17 protein-coding genes are annotated in these 17,931 nt (G+C 70.1%); 3 read left to right on the top strand and 14 right to left on the bottom strand.

The features are described 5' to 3' along the window. Window positions 1-66: 66 nt before the first annotated feature. The 5 genes from KVT45_RS42000 to KVT45_RS41980 all read right to left on the bottom strand — a co-directional run bounded on the left by KVT45_RS42000 (window position 67) and on the right by KVT45_RS41980 (window position 5,740). Window positions 67-1,773: a uroporphyrinogen-III synthase gene (locus KVT45_RS42000; protein ID WP_217554721.1), complete on the bottom strand. Its 1,707-nt coding sequence runs from the start codon at window positions 1,771-1,773 to the stop codon at window positions 67-69. Further along, complete coding sequence (gene hemC / locus KVT45_RS41995; RefSeq protein ID WP_089099713.1) at window positions 1,770-2,729, bottom strand: hydroxymethylbilane synthase; 960 nt, start codon at window positions 2,727-2,729, stop codon at window positions 1,770-1,772. Before hemC ends, KVT45_RS42000 begins: the two co-directional genes overlap by 4 nt. Beyond that, window positions 2,726-4,432 (bottom strand): glutamyl-tRNA reductase, encoded by a 1,707-nt coding sequence (locus KVT45_RS41990; protein ID WP_217554720.1) that lies wholly within the window; start codon window positions 4,430-4,432, stop codon window positions 2,726-2,728. The genes hemC and KVT45_RS41990 overlap by 4 nt, the downstream gene beginning before the upstream one ends. Further along, window positions 4,429-5,184 carry a redox-sensing transcriptional repressor Rex gene (locus tag KVT45_RS41985; RefSeq protein WP_217554719.1) on the bottom strand — a complete coding sequence of 252 codons (756 nt, stop codon included), beginning with the start codon at window positions 5,182-5,184 and terminating at the stop codon, window positions 4,429-4,431. The genes KVT45_RS41990 and KVT45_RS41985 overlap by 4 nt, the downstream gene beginning before the upstream one ends. A 280-nt stretch (window positions 5,185-5,464) precedes the next feature. Next, a complete protein-coding gene (locus tag KVT45_RS41980) occupies window positions 5,465-5,740 on the bottom strand; it encodes a glutaredoxin family protein (RefSeq protein ID WP_217554718.1) in 276 nt (91 codons plus the stop codon). A gap of 148 nt (window positions 5,741-5,888) precedes the next feature. Between KVT45_RS41980 and KVT45_RS41975 the strand changes: the two genes are divergently transcribed. The 3 genes from KVT45_RS41975 (at window position 5,889) to KVT45_RS41965 (ending at window position 9,626) form a co-directional block, all read left to right on the top strand. Continuing rightward, window positions 5,889-6,812: an HAD family phosphatase gene (locus KVT45_RS41975; RefSeq protein ID WP_089099717.1), complete on the top strand. Its 924-nt coding sequence runs from the start codon at window positions 5,889-5,891 to the stop codon at window positions 6,810-6,812. A gap of 495 nt (window positions 6,813-7,307) precedes the next feature. Further along, window positions 7,308-8,144, top strand: coding sequence for an ECF subfamily RNA polymerase sigma factor, BldN family (locus KVT45_RS41970; RefSeq protein ID WP_217554717.1), 837 nt, complete (start codon window positions 7,308-7,310; stop codon window positions 8,142-8,144). 234 nt (window positions 8,145-8,378) lie between these two features. Further along, window positions 8,379-9,626 (top strand): DUF5667 domain-containing protein, encoded by a 1,248-nt coding sequence (locus tag KVT45_RS41965; RefSeq protein WP_217554716.1) that lies wholly within the window; start codon window positions 8,379-8,381, stop codon window positions 9,624-9,626. Between the two features lie 113 nt (window positions 9,627-9,739). Here KVT45_RS41965 and KVT45_RS41960 read toward each other — a convergent pair whose 3' ends face one another. The 9 genes from KVT45_RS41960 to KVT45_RS41920 form a co-directional block, all read right to left on the bottom strand. Further along, window positions 9,740-10,840, bottom strand: coding sequence for a lysophospholipid acyltransferase family protein (locus KVT45_RS41960; RefSeq protein WP_217554715.1), 1,101 nt, complete (start codon window positions 10,838-10,840; stop codon window positions 9,740-9,742). Window positions 10,841-10,854: 14 nt separating this feature from the next. Next, window positions 10,855-11,952, bottom strand: a complete 1,098-nt coding sequence (locus tag KVT45_RS41955; protein WP_217554713.1) for an NAD-dependent epimerase/dehydratase family protein — start codon at window positions 11,950-11,952, stop codon at window positions 10,855-10,857. Window positions 11,953-12,122: 170 nt separating this feature from the next. Continuing rightward, window positions 12,123-12,221, bottom strand: a complete 99-nt coding sequence (locus KVT45_RS41950; RefSeq protein ID WP_003948845.1) for an AURKAIP1/COX24 domain-containing protein — start codon at window positions 12,219-12,221, stop codon at window positions 12,123-12,125. 129 nt (window positions 12,222-12,350) lie between these two features. Then, a complete protein-coding gene (locus KVT45_RS41945) occupies window positions 12,351-12,560 on the bottom strand; it encodes a helix-turn-helix domain-containing protein (protein WP_067299677.1) in 210 nt (69 codons plus the stop codon). A 130-nt stretch (window positions 12,561-12,690) separates the two neighbouring features. Next, window positions 12,691-13,506: a phosphatase gene (locus KVT45_RS41940; RefSeq protein ID WP_217554712.1), complete on the bottom strand. Its 816-nt coding sequence runs from the start codon at window positions 13,504-13,506 to the stop codon at window positions 12,691-12,693. A 378-nt stretch (window positions 13,507-13,884) separates the two neighbouring features. Beyond that, entirely contained in the window at window positions 13,885-15,057 is a 1,173-nt protein-coding gene (locus tag KVT45_RS41935) for an acetoin utilization protein AcuC (protein WP_217554711.1), read from the bottom strand. Next, on the bottom strand, window positions 15,008-16,222 hold the full coding sequence (locus tag KVT45_RS41930; RefSeq protein ID WP_217554710.1) for an MFS transporter: 1,215 nt from the start codon (window positions 16,220-16,222) through the stop codon (window positions 15,008-15,010). Before KVT45_RS41930 ends, KVT45_RS41935 begins: the two co-directional genes overlap by 50 nt. Before the next feature lie 81 nt (window positions 16,223-16,303). Then, entirely contained in the window at window positions 16,304-17,053 is a 750-nt protein-coding gene (locus KVT45_RS41925) for a VC0807 family protein (RefSeq protein ID WP_217554709.1), read from the bottom strand. Window positions 17,054-17,146: 93 nt separating this feature from the next. Continuing rightward, on the bottom strand, window positions 17,147-17,791 hold the full coding sequence (locus KVT45_RS41920) for an HAD family phosphatase (protein ID WP_217554708.1): 645 nt from the start codon (window positions 17,789-17,791) through the stop codon (window positions 17,147-17,149). Window positions 17,792-17,931 lie beyond the last annotated feature (140 nt).

Genomic DNA, 17,931 nt, shown 5'->3' with positions numbered 1-17,931 from the left:
CCGCAGCGACCCACCCACAGAAAAAGGGGGTGTGGGGCGGAGCCCCAGACCCCCTTCTGTCTCACCTCACGTAGTGGTACGCCTCCGCCGAGCCCCCGGCCGCCGCTCACTCGGTCGCGTCACCGGATCCCCGGCCTCCAGCGCGCTCGCGCGCCTCCGCAGCCCGAACTCGGCCAACGCCTCCGCCAGCTTGCCCACGGACGGCTCCGGAGCCATCACGTCCACCCGCAGCCCGTGCTCCTCGGCCGTCTTGGCCGTGGCGGGCCCGATACAGGCGATCACCGTCACGTTGTGCGGCTTCCCGGCGATACCCACCAGGTTCCGAACGGTCGACGACGAAGTGAAGATCACCGCGTCGAAGCCGCCGCCCTTGATCGCCTCCCGGGTCTCGGCCGGCGGCGGCGACGCCCGCACGGTCCGGTAGGCGGTCACGTCGTCCACCTCCCAGCCGAGCTCGATCAGCCCGGCGACCAGCGTCTCCGTGGCGATGTCGGCCCGCGGCAGGAACACCCGGTCAATGGGGTCGAACACGGGGTCGTACGGCGGCCAGTCCTCAAGGAGACCTGCGGCGCTCTGCTCCCCGCTCGGCACGAGGTCCGGCTTCACGCCGAAGGCGACCAGCGCCTTGGCGGTCTGCTCCCCGACCGCCGCGACCTTGATCCCCGCGAAGGCGCGGGCGTCGAGCCCGTACTCCTCGAACTTCTCCCGGACCGCCTTCACCGCGTTGACCGACGTGAACGCGATCCACTCGTACCGCCCGGTGACGAGCCCCTTGACGGCCCGCTCCATCTGCTGGGGCGTGCGCGGCGGCTCGACGGCGATCGTCGGCACCTCGTGCGGCACGGCCCCGTACGACCGCAGCTGGTCGGAGAGGGTCGCCGCCTGCTCCTTCGTACGCGGTACGAGCACCTTCCAGCCGAACAGCGGCTTGGACTCGAACCACGACAACTGGTCGCGCTGGGCGGCGGCGGACCGCTCACCGACCACGGCTATCACCGGCCGGCCGCCGTCCGGCGAGGGCAGCACCTTCGCCTGCTTCAGCGTCTGCGCGATGGTGCCGAGGGTGGCGGCCCAGGTCCGCTGCCGGGTCGTGGTACCGGCGATGGTGACGGTCAGCGGGGTGTCCGGCTTGCGGCCGGCGGCGACCAGCTCGCCGGCGGCCGCGGCCACCGAGTCGAGCGACGTCGACACGACGACCGTCCCGTCCGAGGCACCCACCTCGGTCCAGCACCGGTCGGAGGCGGTACGGGCGTCCACGAAGCGGACGTCCGCGCCCTGCGCGTCCCGCAGCGGCACACCGGCATACGCCGGCACCCCGACCGCGGCCGCGACACCCGGCACGACCTCGAAGGGCACACCCGCTGCGGCGCAGGCGAGCATTTCCTCGGTCGCGTACGTATCAAGTCCCGGGTCCCCGGACACCGCACGGACGACCCGCCTGCCACCCCGCGCGGCCTCCATGACAAGATGAGCCGCATCCCGCACGGGCGGGAGGGAAGCGGTTGTTGACGCACCGTCAACAACCGTTAGTTGAGGCGTGCCTGTGCCCGGATACGGGTCCGACGACGGATCCGGATTCGTGGCCACGACGGAGACGCCCTGCCTGGCGTGGCCCCTGATCACGTCGAGCACGTCGTGCTCGGCGACCAGGACGTCCGCGCTGGACAGTGCCTCCACGGCACGCAAGGTCAGCAGTCCCGGATCCCCGGGTCCGGCACCCAGGAAGGTGACGTGCCCGTGTTCCAGGCCGGCGGGAAGGTTGGTGGGGCTCACTGTGCTCGCTCCCCCATCAGACCGGCCGCGCCCTGGGCAAGCATCTCGGCGGCGAGTTCGCGACCGAGCGCCGTCGCCTGGTCGTATGTCTCGGGCACGGGACCGGTGGTGGACAACTGCACCATCCGGGTGCCGTCGGTCGTGCCGACGACTGCCCGCAGGCGCATTTCCTTGACAATCTGCCCGTCGGCCAGCAGGTCGGCCAGCGCGCCCACAGGGGCGGAGCAGCCGGCCTCCAGGGCGGCGAGCAGTGATCGCTCGGCGGTCACGGCGACCCGCGTGAACGGGTCGTCGAGTTCCCCGAGCAGGGCGACGAGCTCCGCGTGGTGCGCGGCGCACTCGATCGCCAGTGCCCCCTGGCCGGGGGCGGGCAGAACCGTGTCGACCGACAGGAAGTCGGTCACCTCGTCGATGCGGCCGATCCGGTTCAGTCCGGCGGCCGCCAGTATGACGGCGTCCAGCTCACCGTCGCGGACGTACCCGATCCGGGTGTCGACGTTTCCGCGTATCGGCACCGTCTCGACGTCCAGCCCATGGGTCCGCGCGTACGCGTTCAGCTGCGCCATCCGGCGCGGCGAACCCGTGCCGATGCGCGCCCCGCGGGGCAGGTCGGTGAACTTCAGCGCGTCCCGGGCGACGATCACGTCGCGCGGGTCCTCGCGCACCGGTACGGCGGCCAGCACCAGGTCGGCGGGCTGGGTGGTCGGGAGGTCCTTCAGCGAGTGAACCGCGAAGTCGACCTCGCCGCGCAGCAGCGCGTCCCGCAGGGCGGTCACGAAGACACCCGTGCCGCCGATCTGTGCGAGGTGCTCGCGGGAGGTGTCGCCGTAGGTGGTGATCTCCACCAGCTCGACGGGCCGCCCGGTCACCCGGCTCACGGCTTCCGCCACCTGCCCGGACTGGGCCAGGGCGAGTCTGGATCGCCTGGTCCCCAGCCTCAGTGGATTGTCACTCATGCCGGTCGGTCCTTTTTGTCTGTACTGTCCACGGCCCGGGAGACGGCGGCAACCGTCTCGGGGTCGAGGTCGAACAGGGTCCGCAGCGCGTCCGCGTACCCGGCGCCGCCGGGCTCGGCCGCCAGCTGCTTGACCCGTACGGTCGGCGCGTGCAGCAGCTTGTCGACGACCCGGTGCACGGCCTGCCGGATCTCTCCGCGCTGCCGTTCGTCCAGGCCGGGCAGGCGCCCGTCGAGCCGCGCGATCTCGTTCGCGACGACATCGGCGGCCATCGTCCGCAGGGCCACCACGGTGGGCGTGATGTGCGCCGCCCGCTGGGCCGCGCCGAAGGCGGCCACCTCGTCCGAAACGATCCGCCGGACCTCGTCCACGTCGGCCGCCATCGGGGCGTCCGCGGACGCCTCCGCCAGCGACTCGATGTCCACCAGCCGCACCCCGGCCAGCCGGTGCACGGCCGCGTCGATGTCGCGGGGCATGGCGAGGTCGAGGAGGAAGAGCGCGGGGGCGGGCCGGACGAACCCGGCGACCGGCTCCGGCCTGCGCCGCTCCGGGATCCGGCCGACCCGGGCGGCGGCCGCGGCCAGCGCCCCGATCAGCTCGGCCTCGGCCTCAGGGGTACGACGGCCGGCCTCCCGGCGATCCACGGTCCCGTTGTCCACCCAGGCCGCGTGCTGCTCCAGCTCGGCGGCGGCCATGCCGGCGACGGCGGCCTCCCCCATCACGGAGAAGCCGCTCTGCGCGGCGGTGAGGTCGAGCGGACAGTTCTCGTCCGTGCCGAGGCCGGTGCCGAGACCGGTGGTGGCCGGCAGCTGCTTGGGCGCCGACGGTACGTCGAGCTCGGCGACGGACTCACCGGTCCGCCCCTCGACCGCCGCGGCGACCGCCTCGGCCGTCAGCACCAGGCCGGTCGCGCCCGTGCACGACACCACGATGTCGGCACGTGTCAGCTCGCCCGGCACCGCATCCATCGGTACCGCGCGGGCCGTCACGTCCGTGTTGTCGGCGTCGGCGTCGTTCAGGATCTCGGCGAGTCGCTCGGCACGGTCGTAGGTGCGGTTCGCGACGACGATCTCCGCGACCCCCGCCCGCGCGAGCGTGGCGGCGGCCAGCGAGGACATCGATCCGGCGCCGATGACCAGCGCCTTCCTGCCCTTGGCCCATTCCTGCACATCGCCGCCGGCGGCCAGCTGCTCCAGCCCGAAGGTGACCAGGGACTGTCCGGCCCGGTCGATCCCGGTCTCGGAGTGGGCGCGCTTGCCGACCCGCAGCCCCTGCTGGAACAGGTCGTTCATCAGCCGCCCGGCGCTGTGCAGCTCCTGCGCGCGGGCGAGGGAGTCCTTGAGCTGCGCGAGGATCTGCCCCTCGCCGACGACCATCGAGTCGAGCCCGCAGGCCACCGAGAACAGGTGGTGGACGGCCCGGTCCTCGTAGTGCACGTAGAGATAAGGGGTGAGCTCGTCCAGTCCCACCCCGCTGTGCTGGGCGAGCAGCGTGGACAGCTCGGCGACCCCGGCGTGGAACTTGTCCACGTCGGCGTAGAGCTCGATGCGGTTGCAGGTCGCGAGCACCGCGGCCTCGGTGGCCGGCTCGGCGGCGACGGTGTCCTGGGCCAGCTTGACCTGGGCGTCCGTGCTGAGCGCGGCCCGCTCCAGGACGCTGACCGGGGCGCTGCGGTGGCTCAGCCCGACGACGAGGAGACTCATGCCGGCATCACGGCGGGTACGTCCCCGTCGGGCCCCTGCTCGCTGGAGTCCTGGTGCGCGGCGACGGGCGGGACCGTCCCCTCGTGCTCCTCGCCGGCCTTGCGCTGCTCGTGGAAGGCGAGGATCTGCAGCTCGATGGAGAGGTCGACCTTGCGTACGTCGACGCCGTCCGGGACGGACAGCACGGTCGGCGCGAAGTTCAGGATGGAGGTGACGCCGGCGGCCACCAGGCGGTCGCAGACCTGCTGGGCGACGCCCGGCGGGGTGGTGATCACGCCGATGGAGACGCCGTTGCCGGAGATGATCTTCTCCAGGTCGTCGCTGTGCTGCACGGCGATCCCGGCGACCTGCCGTCCGGTCATCGCCGGATCGGCGTCGATGAGGGCGGCGACCCGGAAGCCGCGGGAGGCGAACCCGCCGTAGTTGGCGAGGGCGGCACCCAGGTTTCCGATACCGACGATCACAACCGGCCAGTCCTGGGTCAGACCCAGCTCACGGGAGATCTGGTAGACGAGATACTCGACGTCGTAGCCGACACCGCGCGTTCCGTACGAACCCAGGTAGGAGAAGTCCTTGCGCAGCTTCGCGGAGTTGACCCCCGCGGCCGCGGCCAGCTCCTCCGAGGAGACCGTGGGGACCGAGCGCTCGGACAGTGCGGTCAGAGCGCGGAGGTACAGCGGAAGCCGGGCGACGGTGGCCTCGGGAATCCCTCGGCTGCGGGTCGCCGGTCGGTGAGTTCGGCCAGTTGCCACGGTGCTCCAACGGGTTGAGCGGGGCTGCGGACGGTCACACGTACCCAGACCGCCCCGTCGACAGCAGGCTATGTCTTTGTGAACGCGTGCACAAAGATGGTGTCCGATTTGCCCGGCCAACGTGACCGGGGTCACGCACCCCTGGCGCGGCCGTACGGAACCGGCGCACTCCCGCTCGCGCTCCCTCTCCGATGGGGGCAAAACCGTACACACTCCTCACGAATCCCGCCCCCGAGACCAAGCCGCCGTCGATCCTAGGCGACTTTCCAGCCGGTTTGGACTAGTCGGTCAGTGCCTTGCGGAGCCGTTCCTCGTTCACGCGCCAGAAGGTGTGCTGTTCGCCGTCGACGAGTACCACCGGGATCTGCTCCCAGTAGAGATCGTGCAGTTGTGAATCCTGGGTGATGTCCTTCTGCTCCCAGGGCACTCCGAGATCGCCACACACCTTCTCGACCACGACCTGTGCGTCATCACACAGATGGCAGCCGGGTTTACGGATGAGGGTGACCGATCGCGTACTCGACGCGGGCGCCTTCCGGCCAAAGAGGGGACTCATGACGTCCATTGTCCCGCCCCTGGCAGGGCATGTCCGCCGCCTTCTGCACGGCTTCTTCGCTTTGTTTAACGACCTGGTCGCGGAGAGTTCACACCCATCCAACTCCCGTGACTCCGGAACCCCCGAACAAACTGGCTATGCTCACGACATGGCCGCTCTCGGATGGCTCACTCCCCGTAGGCGCTCCGCCACGGCGCGGAGCGTGTTGGCAGGCGAGGCCTCGGCGGAGGCCGCGCGCAAGAACCAGGAAGCGACGGCACCCCTCGACGAGGCCGCGGAGCCGGACTTTCCCGTGCTCGGCGACGACAAGGCCGCCGCGTTCTTCGACCTGGACAACACCGTCATGCAGGGCGCCGCCATCTTCCACTTCGGCCGTGGCCTGTACAAACGGAAGTTCTTCGAGACCCGCGACCTCGCCAGGTTCGCCTGGCAGCAGGCGTGGTTCCGGCTGGCCGGCGTCGAGGACCCCGAGCACATGCAGGAGGCGCGGGACTCCGCCCTCTCCATCGTGAAGGGCCACCGGGTCGCGGAGCTCCAGACCATCGGCGAGGAGATCTACGACGAGTACATGGCCGAGCGCATCTGGCCCGGCACCCGCGCCCTCGCCCAGGCCCACCTGGACGCGGGCCAGAAGGTGTGGCTCGTCACGGCGGCCCCGGTGGAGATCGCCGGCGTGATCGCCCGCCGGCTGGGCCTGACGGGCGCGCTGGGCACGGTCGCCGAATCGGTGGACGGCGTCTACACGGGCAAGCTGGTCGGCGAACCCCTGCACGGCCCCGCCAAGGCGGAGGCGGTACGCGCCCTGGCCGCCGCCGAGGGCCTCGACCTCTCCCGCTGTGCGGCCTACAGCGACTCCCACAACGACATCCCGATGCTCTCCCTGGTCGGTCACCCGTACGCCATCAACCCGGACACGAAGCTGCGCAAACACGCCCGTGAACTGGACTGGCGCCTGCGCGACTACCGCACGGGCCGCAAGGCGGCGAAGGTGGGCATCCCGGCGGCGGCGGGCGTGGGCGCGGTTGCCGGTGGCACTGCGGCGGCGATCGCGTTGAGCCGCCGGCGTCGATAGTTCGGCGTCGGCCGAGCAGGACATCGCCGCAGCACCGCGGGCCGGTTCCCGGCTGCGGGTGCGTCGTGGCCGGTCGCGCAGTTCCCCGCGCCCCTGACGGGGCGCTGCCCAGCCGCCTCCTCCATAGACATAGCTGCGGGCAGGCGCGCCGCAGGGCGGCACGGGTGGGCGCAGCGGCACCCTGCAAGCGCCGGTAAGCGTCCTCACCCCCGGCCCCAACTCGCCGCGCGCCCGGAATTATCGCGCGATCACCCCAACACGCCCTGCACATCGCCGAAACCCGCACGTTTACGTTCAACAACCGATCACTCTAGGGCCCTTGAGGCGCCACCAAACGGTTACAGAAGCGACGCAATCGATGATTTGAGCAACTCGGTGTAGCAGTGCCTGCACGAAGCGTTATTCTCCTCAGACGCAAACCGGTTCCCCTCCGTCGCTACGACGGGTGAAAGGTTCCGTACTGCACGTGATGGAAGCTCTGCCTCTGGGAGTCCCGTGTACCCACACGTCGGGGTTGACGCCTCGGGCCTGGCTACGCTGCGCGCAACAGTCGCGACGGTCAAAGAGACGCTGCGCGGCCTTGTCCCGACCGCGTACGCCGTCCCCGCCTTCGCCAACGCCGCCCCCGTCGGCCCGTGCTACGCACTGGCCGACGGCATGGAACAGGCGCCTGCGCGCAGCGCCGTCGCCGAGGGCCGCCGGTCCGGCGACGGACGCGGCGTGGGCAGACGCGGCCGCGCCACCGGCGCCGCCACCACCGCCCGCCGCCCGGCCGCGGACAGCGACAGCGCCCGGATGATGGACCTCGTGGAGCGCGCCCAGGCCGGCGAGGCCGACGCCTTCGGCCGCCTCTACGACCAGTACAGCGACACCGTGTACCGCTACATCTACTACCGCGTCGGCGGCAGGGCGACCGCCGAGGACCTCACCAGCGAGACGTTCCTGCGCGCCCTGAGAAGGATCGGCACCTTCACCTGGCAGGGCCGCGACTTCGGCGCCTGGCTGGTCACCATCGCCCGCAACCTGGTCGCCGACCACTTCAAGTCGAGCCGCTTCCGGCTGGAGGTAACCACCGGCGAGATGCTCGACGCCAACGAGGTCGAGCGCTCTCCGGAGGACTCCGTCCTGGAGTCCCTCTCCAACGCGGCCCTGCTCGACGCCGTACGACGCCTCAACCCCCAGCAGCAGGAGTGCGTGACGCTCCGCTTCCTCCAGGGCCTCTCGGTCGCCGAGACCGCCCGGGTGATGGGCAAGAACGAGGGTGCCATCAAGACCCTCCAGTACCGGGCCGTGCGCACCCTCGCCCGGCTCCTCCCGGACGACGTCCGCTGAACCGGCCACCCTGGGCGACATCCAACTCACGTTCCGTGAAAGCATGTTGCCTTTCTCAGCCGATCACCGGCCGTCCGTAACCCAAGTGCCGAGCCGCTCGTTGTGCGGGATACAGGCTCCCTGTGGTCACGTCCGACCAGTCCCCGATCACCCGATCGTGTGGATTGGTCGGGGGCGTGCAACCCTCAGGACCCCCTGGGGAGTCGATCGTCATGACGAGAGGAGGTGCCGCCAGTGATCGCGAACGTATCGGCCCACCGGCGGGCGAACGCCTTCGCCCAGGCTCTGGAGGAGCAGCCCGACCGGGACCCGGCGGCCGAGCCGTCCGGGGAAGCGGCGGGCGATCCACCGGCCGCTCCGGACCGGGCCGAACGGACCGAGCAGGGCGAGCTGTTGGCCCTGGCGACGGAGCTCGCCGCACTGCCCAAGCCGGAGCTCGACCCTCAGGTCAAGGTCGTCCAGCGGGCCCAGTTGGTGGCCGCGATGGAGGCCATGCTGGCGGAGGGCACCCTGGGCAGGGCGGCGGACGCTTCGGTTCCCGAGCAGCGTGCGCCCCGTTCCAAGGGCGCACATCGGGCCAGCCCGCTGGGCAAGCTGCGACCGCGTTCCCGGCTCACCAAGGGGCTCGCCGTGGGCGGCCTGAGCGTCGGCGTGGCCGCCGGAGCCTTCGGCGGAGTAGCCGCCGCCAGCTCCGACGCCCTGCCCGGCGACTCGCTGTACGGCCTCAAACGGGGCATCGAGGACTTCAAGCTCAACTATCTGGCCGACGGCGACGACCAGCGCGGTCAGACCTACCTCGACCAGGCCTCGACCAGGCTGATGGAGGCCCGCCGGCTGATGGACCGCGGTCGCGGCGGCCACCTCGACCACGAGTCGATCGGTGAGATCCGCCGCACCCTGTCCGGCATGCAGCAGGACGTCACCGAGGGCCACCGGCTGCTCCACGAGGCGTACGAGCGCGATCCGGACTCACTGGGCCCCATCCAGGCACTGTCCGCCTTCGCCCAGTCCCACCGCCAGGCCTGGGGCGCCCTGCGCGAGAAGCTCCCGGTCCAGCTCGGGGACGTCAGTCAGCAGGTGTCGTCGGTCTTCGACGCCATAGACCAAGAGGTCGCCCCGCTGCAGTCCCTGCTCCCCCAGCCGTCCCAGAACACCGGCGGCACCGGCAAGCAGGGCTCAGGCACGGCGTCCACCGGCTCCTCCGACAGCCACCGGTCGACGACCCCGTCCACCTCCGGCAGCTCCGCCTCGGGCCATGACTCCGGCACCGGCAGCCCCAGCGGCTCGGCCTCCGGCAGCGTCGGCGAGGGCCTGATCGGCGGCAGCACGGGCGGCCTCCTCGACCCCCCGAAGACGGGAAGCTCGGGGAGCAGCACGTCCCCGTCGAAGACCCCGTCCAGCGCACCCGACGTCACCCTGCCCCCGCTCCTCCCGGGCCTGCTACCGGGCCTGGGCATCGACAGCGAGGACAGCAGCAACTAACACCCCCCGCGCCCCCCAAGGCGGCGAAGTCGCCGCCTTGGGGGGCGCGGGGAACTGCGCGAGCAACCACGACGGCGCCGCGCTCGCCATCGCACCTCAACCCGCAGCGACGCTCAGAAGAAAACCGACCGCCGCTGCACCAGCAACTTGTACAGCGTGTGCTGAATCTGTTCCCGCACCTGATCGGTCAGGTTGAACATCAGCATCGGATCCTCGGCCGCCTCCGGCGGATAGCCGTCCGTACGGATCGGCTCCCCGAACTGAATCGTCCACTTCGTCGGCAACGGCACCGCCCCCAGCGGCCCCAGCCACGGAAACGTCGGCGTCAGCGGAAAATACGGAATCCCCAGCACCCGTGCCAGCGTCTTCGCGTTGCCGATCATCGGGTAGATCTCCTCGGCCCCCACGATCGAGCAGGGAATGATCGGCACCCCCTGCCGCAGCGCGGTGGACACGAACCCACCCCGCCCGAACCGCTGGAGCTTGTACCGCTCGCTGAAGGGCTTCCCGATGCCCTTGAACCCCTCCGGCATCACCCCCACCAGCTCGCCCTGCCCCAGCAGCCGTTCGGCGTCCTCCGCGCACGCGAGCGTGTGCCCCAGCTTCCGCGCCAGCTCGTTCACCACCGGCAGCACGAAGACCAGGTCCGCCGCGAGCAGCCTGAGGTGACGATTCGCCGGATGCTGGTCGTGCACGGCGACCTGCATCATCAGCCCGTCCATCGGCAGCGTCCCGGAGTGGTTGGCGACGATCAGCGCACCGCCCTGGGCCGGGATGTTCTCCATGCCCTTCACGTCCACCCGGAAGTACTTCTCGTACACCGGCCGCAGCAGGGACATCAGGACCTGGTCGGTCAGCTCCTCGTCGTACCCGAAGTCGTCGACCTCGTAGTCGCCGGTCAGCCGCCGCCGCAGAAACGCGAGTCCGCGCGCGACGCGCTGCTCCAGGCCGGCCTCGTCGTGCGGCGGCTGCTCCACGCCCGTCTCAGGGTTCTCCCGGGTCACATGCACATCCTCCTGCGCGGGGATCCGCCCGGCGAGAGGCTGGACCTCACGCACCACGGCGGGATCACGCACCGCCGCAGGCTCCCGCACCCCCGCCTGCTCGCCACCGCCCTTGCGCCGGCCTGCCGCGGCCCGGCGCCGGCCCGGCCGCTGCACCGCAGCCCCGCGGGACCGGTCGTCGTCGAACGGAATGACCTTGGCGTCCGCCATCGTTGCTGCGCTCCTCAGTTGGCGCTCTGGGTCGGGTTCTTCGTCGGGGTCCGCGCCGCGGTCCGCGCCGGCGTCTTCCCACCGCTCAGGGCGGGCAGCGCGGCGATCCGGTCGACCGTCGCGGCCACGGCCTGGGGCGGCAGCAGCCCCGGGGCCTGGGCACGCACGAAGTCCTCGAAGGTCTCCGCCGTCGTGTACTTCGGCCGGAATCCCAGCGTCTCGCGCATCTGGACCGTGTCCACCACCCGGCCGTGCGTCAGCAGCCGGATCTGCTCGGGCGAGAAGTCGCTCATGCCGAGCGTCCGCACCAGGGACCCGGCCCAGGTGACCGCCGGCAGCAGCAACGGCACGGTGGGCCGCCCCAGCCGCCGCGAACACTGCGAGAGCAGCAACACCCCGTCACCCGCGATGTTGAACGTACCGCTGTTCAGAGTCCCCCGCTCCGGCTCGTGCGAGGCGATCCGCAGCACGTCGATCACATCGTCCTCGTGCACGAACTGCAGCCGCGGGTCGTACCCGAAGACGGTGGGCAGCACGGGCAGCGAGAAATAGGAAGCGAGCGGAGTATCCGCGGTCGCCCCGAGAATATTGGCGAACCGCAGCACGCACACCGCCACGTCGGGCCGCCTTCTGGCGAACCCCCGCACATACCCCTCCACCTCCACCGTGTCTTTCGCGAACCCGCCACTGGGCAGCGATTTCGGCGGGGTGGTCTCGGTGAAGACGGCCGGATCCTTCGGCGCGGAGCCGTACACGTTCGTACTGGACTTGATCACCAGCCGCTTCACGTTCGGCGACTTCTGGCAGGCGCCGAGCAGTTGCATCGTCCCGATGACATTGGTCTCTTTGACGGTGGCCCGGCTCCCGCTGCCGAGCGGCGTCCCGGTCACGTCCATGTGGACGACGGTGTCGGCGCCGCTCTCGGCCAGCACCCGGGCGATGGTCGGCTGCCGGATGTCGGTCTGGATGAAGTCCGCCCCGCCCAGATGATGCTCCGGCGGCACCGCGTCCACGGCGACCACCCGGTCCACCTCGGGATCACGCTGGATCCGCCGTACGAACCGGCCCCCGAGTTGACGGGCCACTCCGGTCACGAGCACGACCTTCCCCAAGATCAGCGCCTTTCTTCCGTGTTCCCGTTTGCGGGCCAACTTAGCGGGTTGATGTTGCGCTGGCATGACCCCCAGCAGGCCACGACAAGCCGCAACGGCCGGAAAATGCAGTGGCCCCCCACCGTACTGGTGGGGGGCCACACACAAGCTCTCGCGGCTCGGCGCCGTAATTACTTCTTGTTACGACGCTGAACACGCGTGCGCTTGAGCAGCTTGCGGTGCTTCTTCTTGGCCATCCGCTTGCGCCGCTTCTTGATAACAGAGCCCACGACTACCCTCGCTCACTTCTCATCACTCGGTGCTGGGCATCATGGGCCCATACGACCTACGAGGGGCTAGCCTACCCGCCCGAGCGCTGAGCTCGTAATCGAGGTGCTCCGGGTATCCCGAAACCGTCGTCAGGCGGTCTCCACCCCCACATAGCTCTCGCGAAGGTACTCGTGTACCGCTTGCTCGGGGACGCGGAAGGACCGCCCCACCCGAATCGCGGGCAGATGACCGCTGTGCACCAGCCGGTACACGGTCATCTTCGACACTCGCATCACCGCGGCGACCTCCGCCACGGTCAGGAACACAACCTCGTTCAGAGGCCTCTCGCCAGCTGCCATGACACACCTGAACCTTCCGCACTCGACGGGCCACCGGCTTCCCCTTCCGGTGACTCTTCGTCGTTGCGTGCTCACTCCCCAATGTAGGGGCGGGTGATGCGAGTGGGGAAGAGGTGCACCCATCGGCGGCCTACTGTGACAGACACGCTCGATTGAGTACGTAGCGGGTAAGCGGCGTGTAGTAATCAGACCGCACGCCGTCATCAACCGGAACGGCGACGGACACGACCCCCTCGGCCTCCCCCACAAAGAGCGCAGGGTCATCCGTATCCGCCAGCCCAATGGCCTCAACCCCGAGCTGACCTGCACCGCAAACCCACCCATGGTCCCCGACCACCAGCTCCGGCAAGGGCCCGCCACCCCCCGCCGCCGCATCCAGCGCCACCCGAACCGGCAGCGGCGAATGCGTATGCGCACCCGGCGCACAACCGGGGCGTTCACGGCCCACTTCTCTCATGAACCCGACGCCTCGTACGTAATCCAGGCTGCACGTACGTAGACCGAACCGGGTCGTTATGTCGACACAGCGACCCTGCGCAGGGGTGAGAACCTCACACCCCGCCGCCGACAGCGCGTCCGCGAGACCGGCGTAGAACCCGATCAGCCGGTGCGGGTGCCCGGTCCCGAACAACACGGGCGTCCGCCGCCGGGCAACGGCCCCCACCCGCTCTGCGAACGCGTCCAGCCCGGCGACCGTCAAGTCGGGATCGATCACATCATGCCCTGAAACACACCGCGGATCGTCCGAAACCCCACACTTGGCAGCCATCAGCCGAACCAACTCCGCCTCCCCCCACCCCCCTTGCGGATCAATCCCGATCAGCACCCGAGGATCCCGGGCAGCGAACAGCCGATAACTACGAAGACTCCGCTCCCGCGAGGTCCCCACCACCCCCGCCAGCCCAGCAGCCACCAAATAGGCCCGAAGCCCACCACCACTCAACACCCCAGAGATCCTGACGCCCCCCACCCCACCACGCCCCCAGAACACCCGAACACCGCACAGTCGGCGTAACGCCGGACCATCCAGCCCACCAACCACTCGAGAACGACAGCCGCCCCCCACACCCCCGCCCTCGCCCTCTCAACCCACCCGGCACCTGAGGACGAGACCCGGCCCGCACCCCACCCTCTCAGCCCGTCCGACGCTTGACGACGAGAGCAAGCCCGCACCCCCACTCTCCAGCCCGTCCGGCGTTTGAGGACGAGGCCGTTCAGGCCGAAGCGGGGGTCCGGGGGCGGCAGCCCCCGGAACGGGCGGTCGAAGGGGGCCCACCCCCTGGAGGACGGGACGGGTAGGGGCGGCGGGGGCGAGAAAAACCCCCTACGCCAGCAACCCCCGCAGCGGAAACACAGCCCGCCGCGTAGCCAGCACGGCCTGGTCCAGGCGATCAGCGGGGTCATACCCGGCCTCCCACTCCGCCCACCCCACCGGCCACCGCCCATCCGTCATCCGCCCAGGCCCCAACTGCCGAGTCCGAGCAAACACTTCCTGCCGCCACCCCTCAGGCACCAACGCCTCAGGCGCAACCTCCCGCCCCGCGGCCACCCCCACCAGATGCGTCCACGACCGAGGCACGACATCCACCACCTCGTACCCACCCCCACCCAACGCGACCCACTTCCCCCCGGCGTACTCATGCGCCAGCTCATGACACGCCACCTGCACCGCCCGCTGCGCATCCAGCGAAACGGCCAGATGAGCCAGCGGATCCTCGAAATGCGTGTCGGCGCCGTGCTGGGTCACCAGCACCTGCGGCCGGAAGTCGGCGATCAGCTCCGGCACGACGGCGTGAAACGCCCGCAGCCACCCCGCGTCCCCGGTCCCCGCCGGCAACGCCACGTTCACCGCGGCCCCCTCCCCCGCCCCGGCGCCGACCTCCTCCGGCCACCCGGTCTGCGGGAACAACGTGCGCGGATGCTCATGCAGCGAGATCGTCAGAACCCGCGGATCCTCCCAGAACGCGGCCTGCACCCCGTCCCCGTGGTGCACGTCCACATCCACATAGGCGACCCGCTCGGCCCCCAGCTCCAGCAACCGCGCAATCGCCAGCGAGGCGTCGTTGTAGATGCAGAACCCCGACGCGGCCCCCGGCATCGCATGGTGCAACCCGCCCGCGAAGTTCACGGCGTGATCGACATCCCCCCGCCACACCGCCTCCGCCGCCCCCACCGACTGCCCGGCGATCAGCGCGGACACCTCGTGCATCCCGGCGAAGGCGGGATCGTCCTCCGTGCCCAGCCCGTACGACTGGTCGGCCGCCGCCGGATCCGCCGAGGCCGCCTTCACGGCCTCGATGTAGTCCTCCCGGTGCACCAGCCGCAGCGTGGACTCCCCGGCCGGCTTGGCCGCGACGACATCCACCACCCGGTCCAGCCCGAAGGCGCTGACCAGACTCCGGGTCAACGCCAGCCGGACCGGATCCATCGGATGGCCCGGACCGAAGTCATAGCCCGTTACTGCCTCGTCCCACATCAGCTGTGCGCGGCCGCTCATGCCCGCCACCGTATCGGTCCGACCTGGTCGCGAACGAACGGGCATACACCAGCGTCACCAGCACCAACACCATCGGCACCAGCATCGCCCCGCGATAACTCCACGCGTCACCCAGCGCCCCCACCAGCGGCGAACCGATCAGAAAGCCGACGTAATTGAAGATGTTCAGCCGAGCGATGGCCGCATCCGAAGCCCCCGGGAACAACCTGCCCGCCGCCGCGAAGGTCTGCGGCACCAGCACACACAACCCCAGCCCCAGCAGAGTGAACCCGATCATGCCGACCCAGGCCCCCGGCGCCCCCGCCACCACCGCGAACCCGACGGCCGCCACCAGCGCCCCCAGCCGTACGACGGGCACGGCCCCGAACCGCCGTACCCCGAAGTCCCCGATGGCCCGCCCGGCCAGCGTGGTCACCATGTACACGTTGTACGGCACGGTGGCGAGCTGCTCACTGCTGCCCAGCACGTCCTTCAGATACTTCGCACTCCAGTTGGAGACGGTCGAGTCCCCGATATAGGCGAAGGTCATCACCAGACACAGCGGCAACAGCACCTTGAACACGACACCACTGCCACCCCCCTGCGCCCCCTCCTCCACCGGCGCGGGATCACCGTCCACGTACCACCGGCTCCCCACCAGGGCGGCCGGCAGCAACACCGCGACGACCGGCAGATACGACACCCACAGCGCGAGATGCCAGTGCGCCCCCACCCAGGCCAGCGAGGCCCCGAGGATCCCGCCCAGGCTGTACACCGCATGGAAGCTCAGCATGATGCTGCGCCCGTACGTCCGCTGCAGACTCACCCCGAGCATGTTCATCGAGGCGTCCAGCGCACCCACCGCCAGCCCGAACGCGGCCAGCGACACCGCCAGTTCTGCCATGTTCCCGCCGGCCCCGGCCCCGAGCAGCGCCAGCATCACCACGGGCTGGGACCAGCGCAGCAGCCGGCTGGGCCGTATTCGCTTCACCAACTGCTCGGTGGTGACGCTGCCGACGCCGGCCAGGATCGGCACGGCAGCGAGAAAGACCGGCAGCAGCGCGTCGGAGACGCCGTACCGGTCCTGGATCGCGGGGATGCGCGTCACCAGCAGCGCGAAGGTGGCACCCTGAGTGAAGAAGCTGAACGCCAGCGAGGCCCTACCGCGCCGCAGCACATCTGTCATGGCGGCGAGCGTAGGGCCCCGGCGTACTCGTGGGTAGATCCAGCCAAAGATGAATTTCCTTCAGCTTTACCTTCGGCGGTCTCAGGCGGCAACAGCCACCTCGCGCCGCGCACCGTCCGAGGCGCCCTCCGTCTCCTCCTCCGCGGCTGTGACCTCCGCGGAGATCATCCTGGCCATCGGCTCCGCGGCGAGCCCACCGCTCACCACCATCCCGATCCCGATCGCGCCGACCAGGATGACCGTGCCGAGCCACACCATGGTGTCGACGGGCAGCGTGTACGCCCCCACGACCCGCACCACGCACTCGGTGAGCAGCAGCACGCCCCACACGAGCGAGTAGACCCGCTCCGTCCGCCGGAACGCCGCGGACCCGGTCCGCAGCCGTTCGAAGGCCGCCTCCCTGGCCGCGTCGCCCTTCACGATGAACGGCTTGAGCCCCTCGGTCATCATCGGCCGGCCCATCGCCACCGACACCAGGATCGCGATCCCGATCGCGCTGCTGACCCCGCTGTCCTTGGCGAGCATCAGCCGCGGGTCGCCGGAGACGAAGCTCAGCGCCAGGGACACCACGTTCACCAGCAGGATGAGCCCCGCGAACGCGTTGCTCCGACGCTCCTTGACCACGCTCCACACCGTCCGCACCGCCGGCACCACACTGCTCCAGGCGAGCGCCGCGAAGGTGCTCATCCCGAAGGCGCCCTTGAAGAGGTAGTACGACCCGAGGGGAACCGCCACGTCCACGATCAGCGGCTTGAAGTTCTCCAGCGCGCTGGGCTGCTGCTGCTTGCCTTCGTCGTTGTTCCGGGACCCGGTGTTCGTCGTCTTCGTCATGCCCTCAGCTTCGCGTCCGGGCGGGGTCCCCCAGTAGAAACGATCGTCCGGAGCTCGGCATGACAATTGTCAGCGCCGCCGCTGTGCCCCCGGTCATTCCAGCAGGTCAGCCAACTGCCCCATGTCGGAGAAGAGTTGGGTGGCACCCCGCAGCCGCTCGACCGGTGTCATGGCCGTGAACCCGTACACGTCCATGCCAGCCGCCACGGCCGCCTGCACCCCCAGCGGACTGTCCTCCACGACGGCACACCGCCCCGGCGCGACCCCCATCCGCGCAGCCGCGTGGAGGAACAGATCCGGCGCCGGCTTCCCGCGCCCCACATCCTCCGAACTGAAGATCCGCGACTCCTCGAACCACCGGTCGAGCCCGGTCGTCCGGTGCCCCACCCGAATCCGCTCATGACTCCCCGACGACGCCACGCAGTACGGCACCCCGTCCGCCGCCAGCTGCTCCAGCACCTCCGCCACCCCCGCCACGGGCTTCAACTCCTCCTCGAAAGCGGCGAAGACACGCGCATGGAAGACATCGTCGAAGTCGTCCGGCAACCGCTGCCCCGTGCGCTCCTGGACGAGGTCATGGATCCGGTGCATCGCGGATCCCATGTAGTCCCGTATGGCGTCCTCGTAGGAGGTCTGGTGCCCCAGCTCCGTGAGATAGGCGGCCAGGAGCCGGTTGGAGATGGGCTCACTGTCGACGAGGACGCCGTCGTTGTCGAAGATAACCAAGTCGTAGCGCATGCCCCGAGCTTAAACGCACCCGTAAACGCAGAAAGGCCCACGCCATGACGGCGTGGGCCTTTCTCAATATTTGTTCGGCGGTGTCCTACTCTCCCACAGGGTCCCCCCTGCAGTACCATCGGCGCTGTAAGGCTTAGCTT

The sequence above is a fragment of the Streptomyces sp. GbtcB6 genome (assembly GCF_019091475.1).
In the GTDB taxonomy this organism is placed as follows: domain Bacteria; phylum Actinomycetota; class Actinomycetes; order Streptomycetales; family Streptomycetaceae; genus Streptomyces; species Streptomyces hyaluromycini.
Note: the sequence above shows the minus strand (reverse complement) of the source record. Positions and strands in the feature narration are given on the sequence as shown.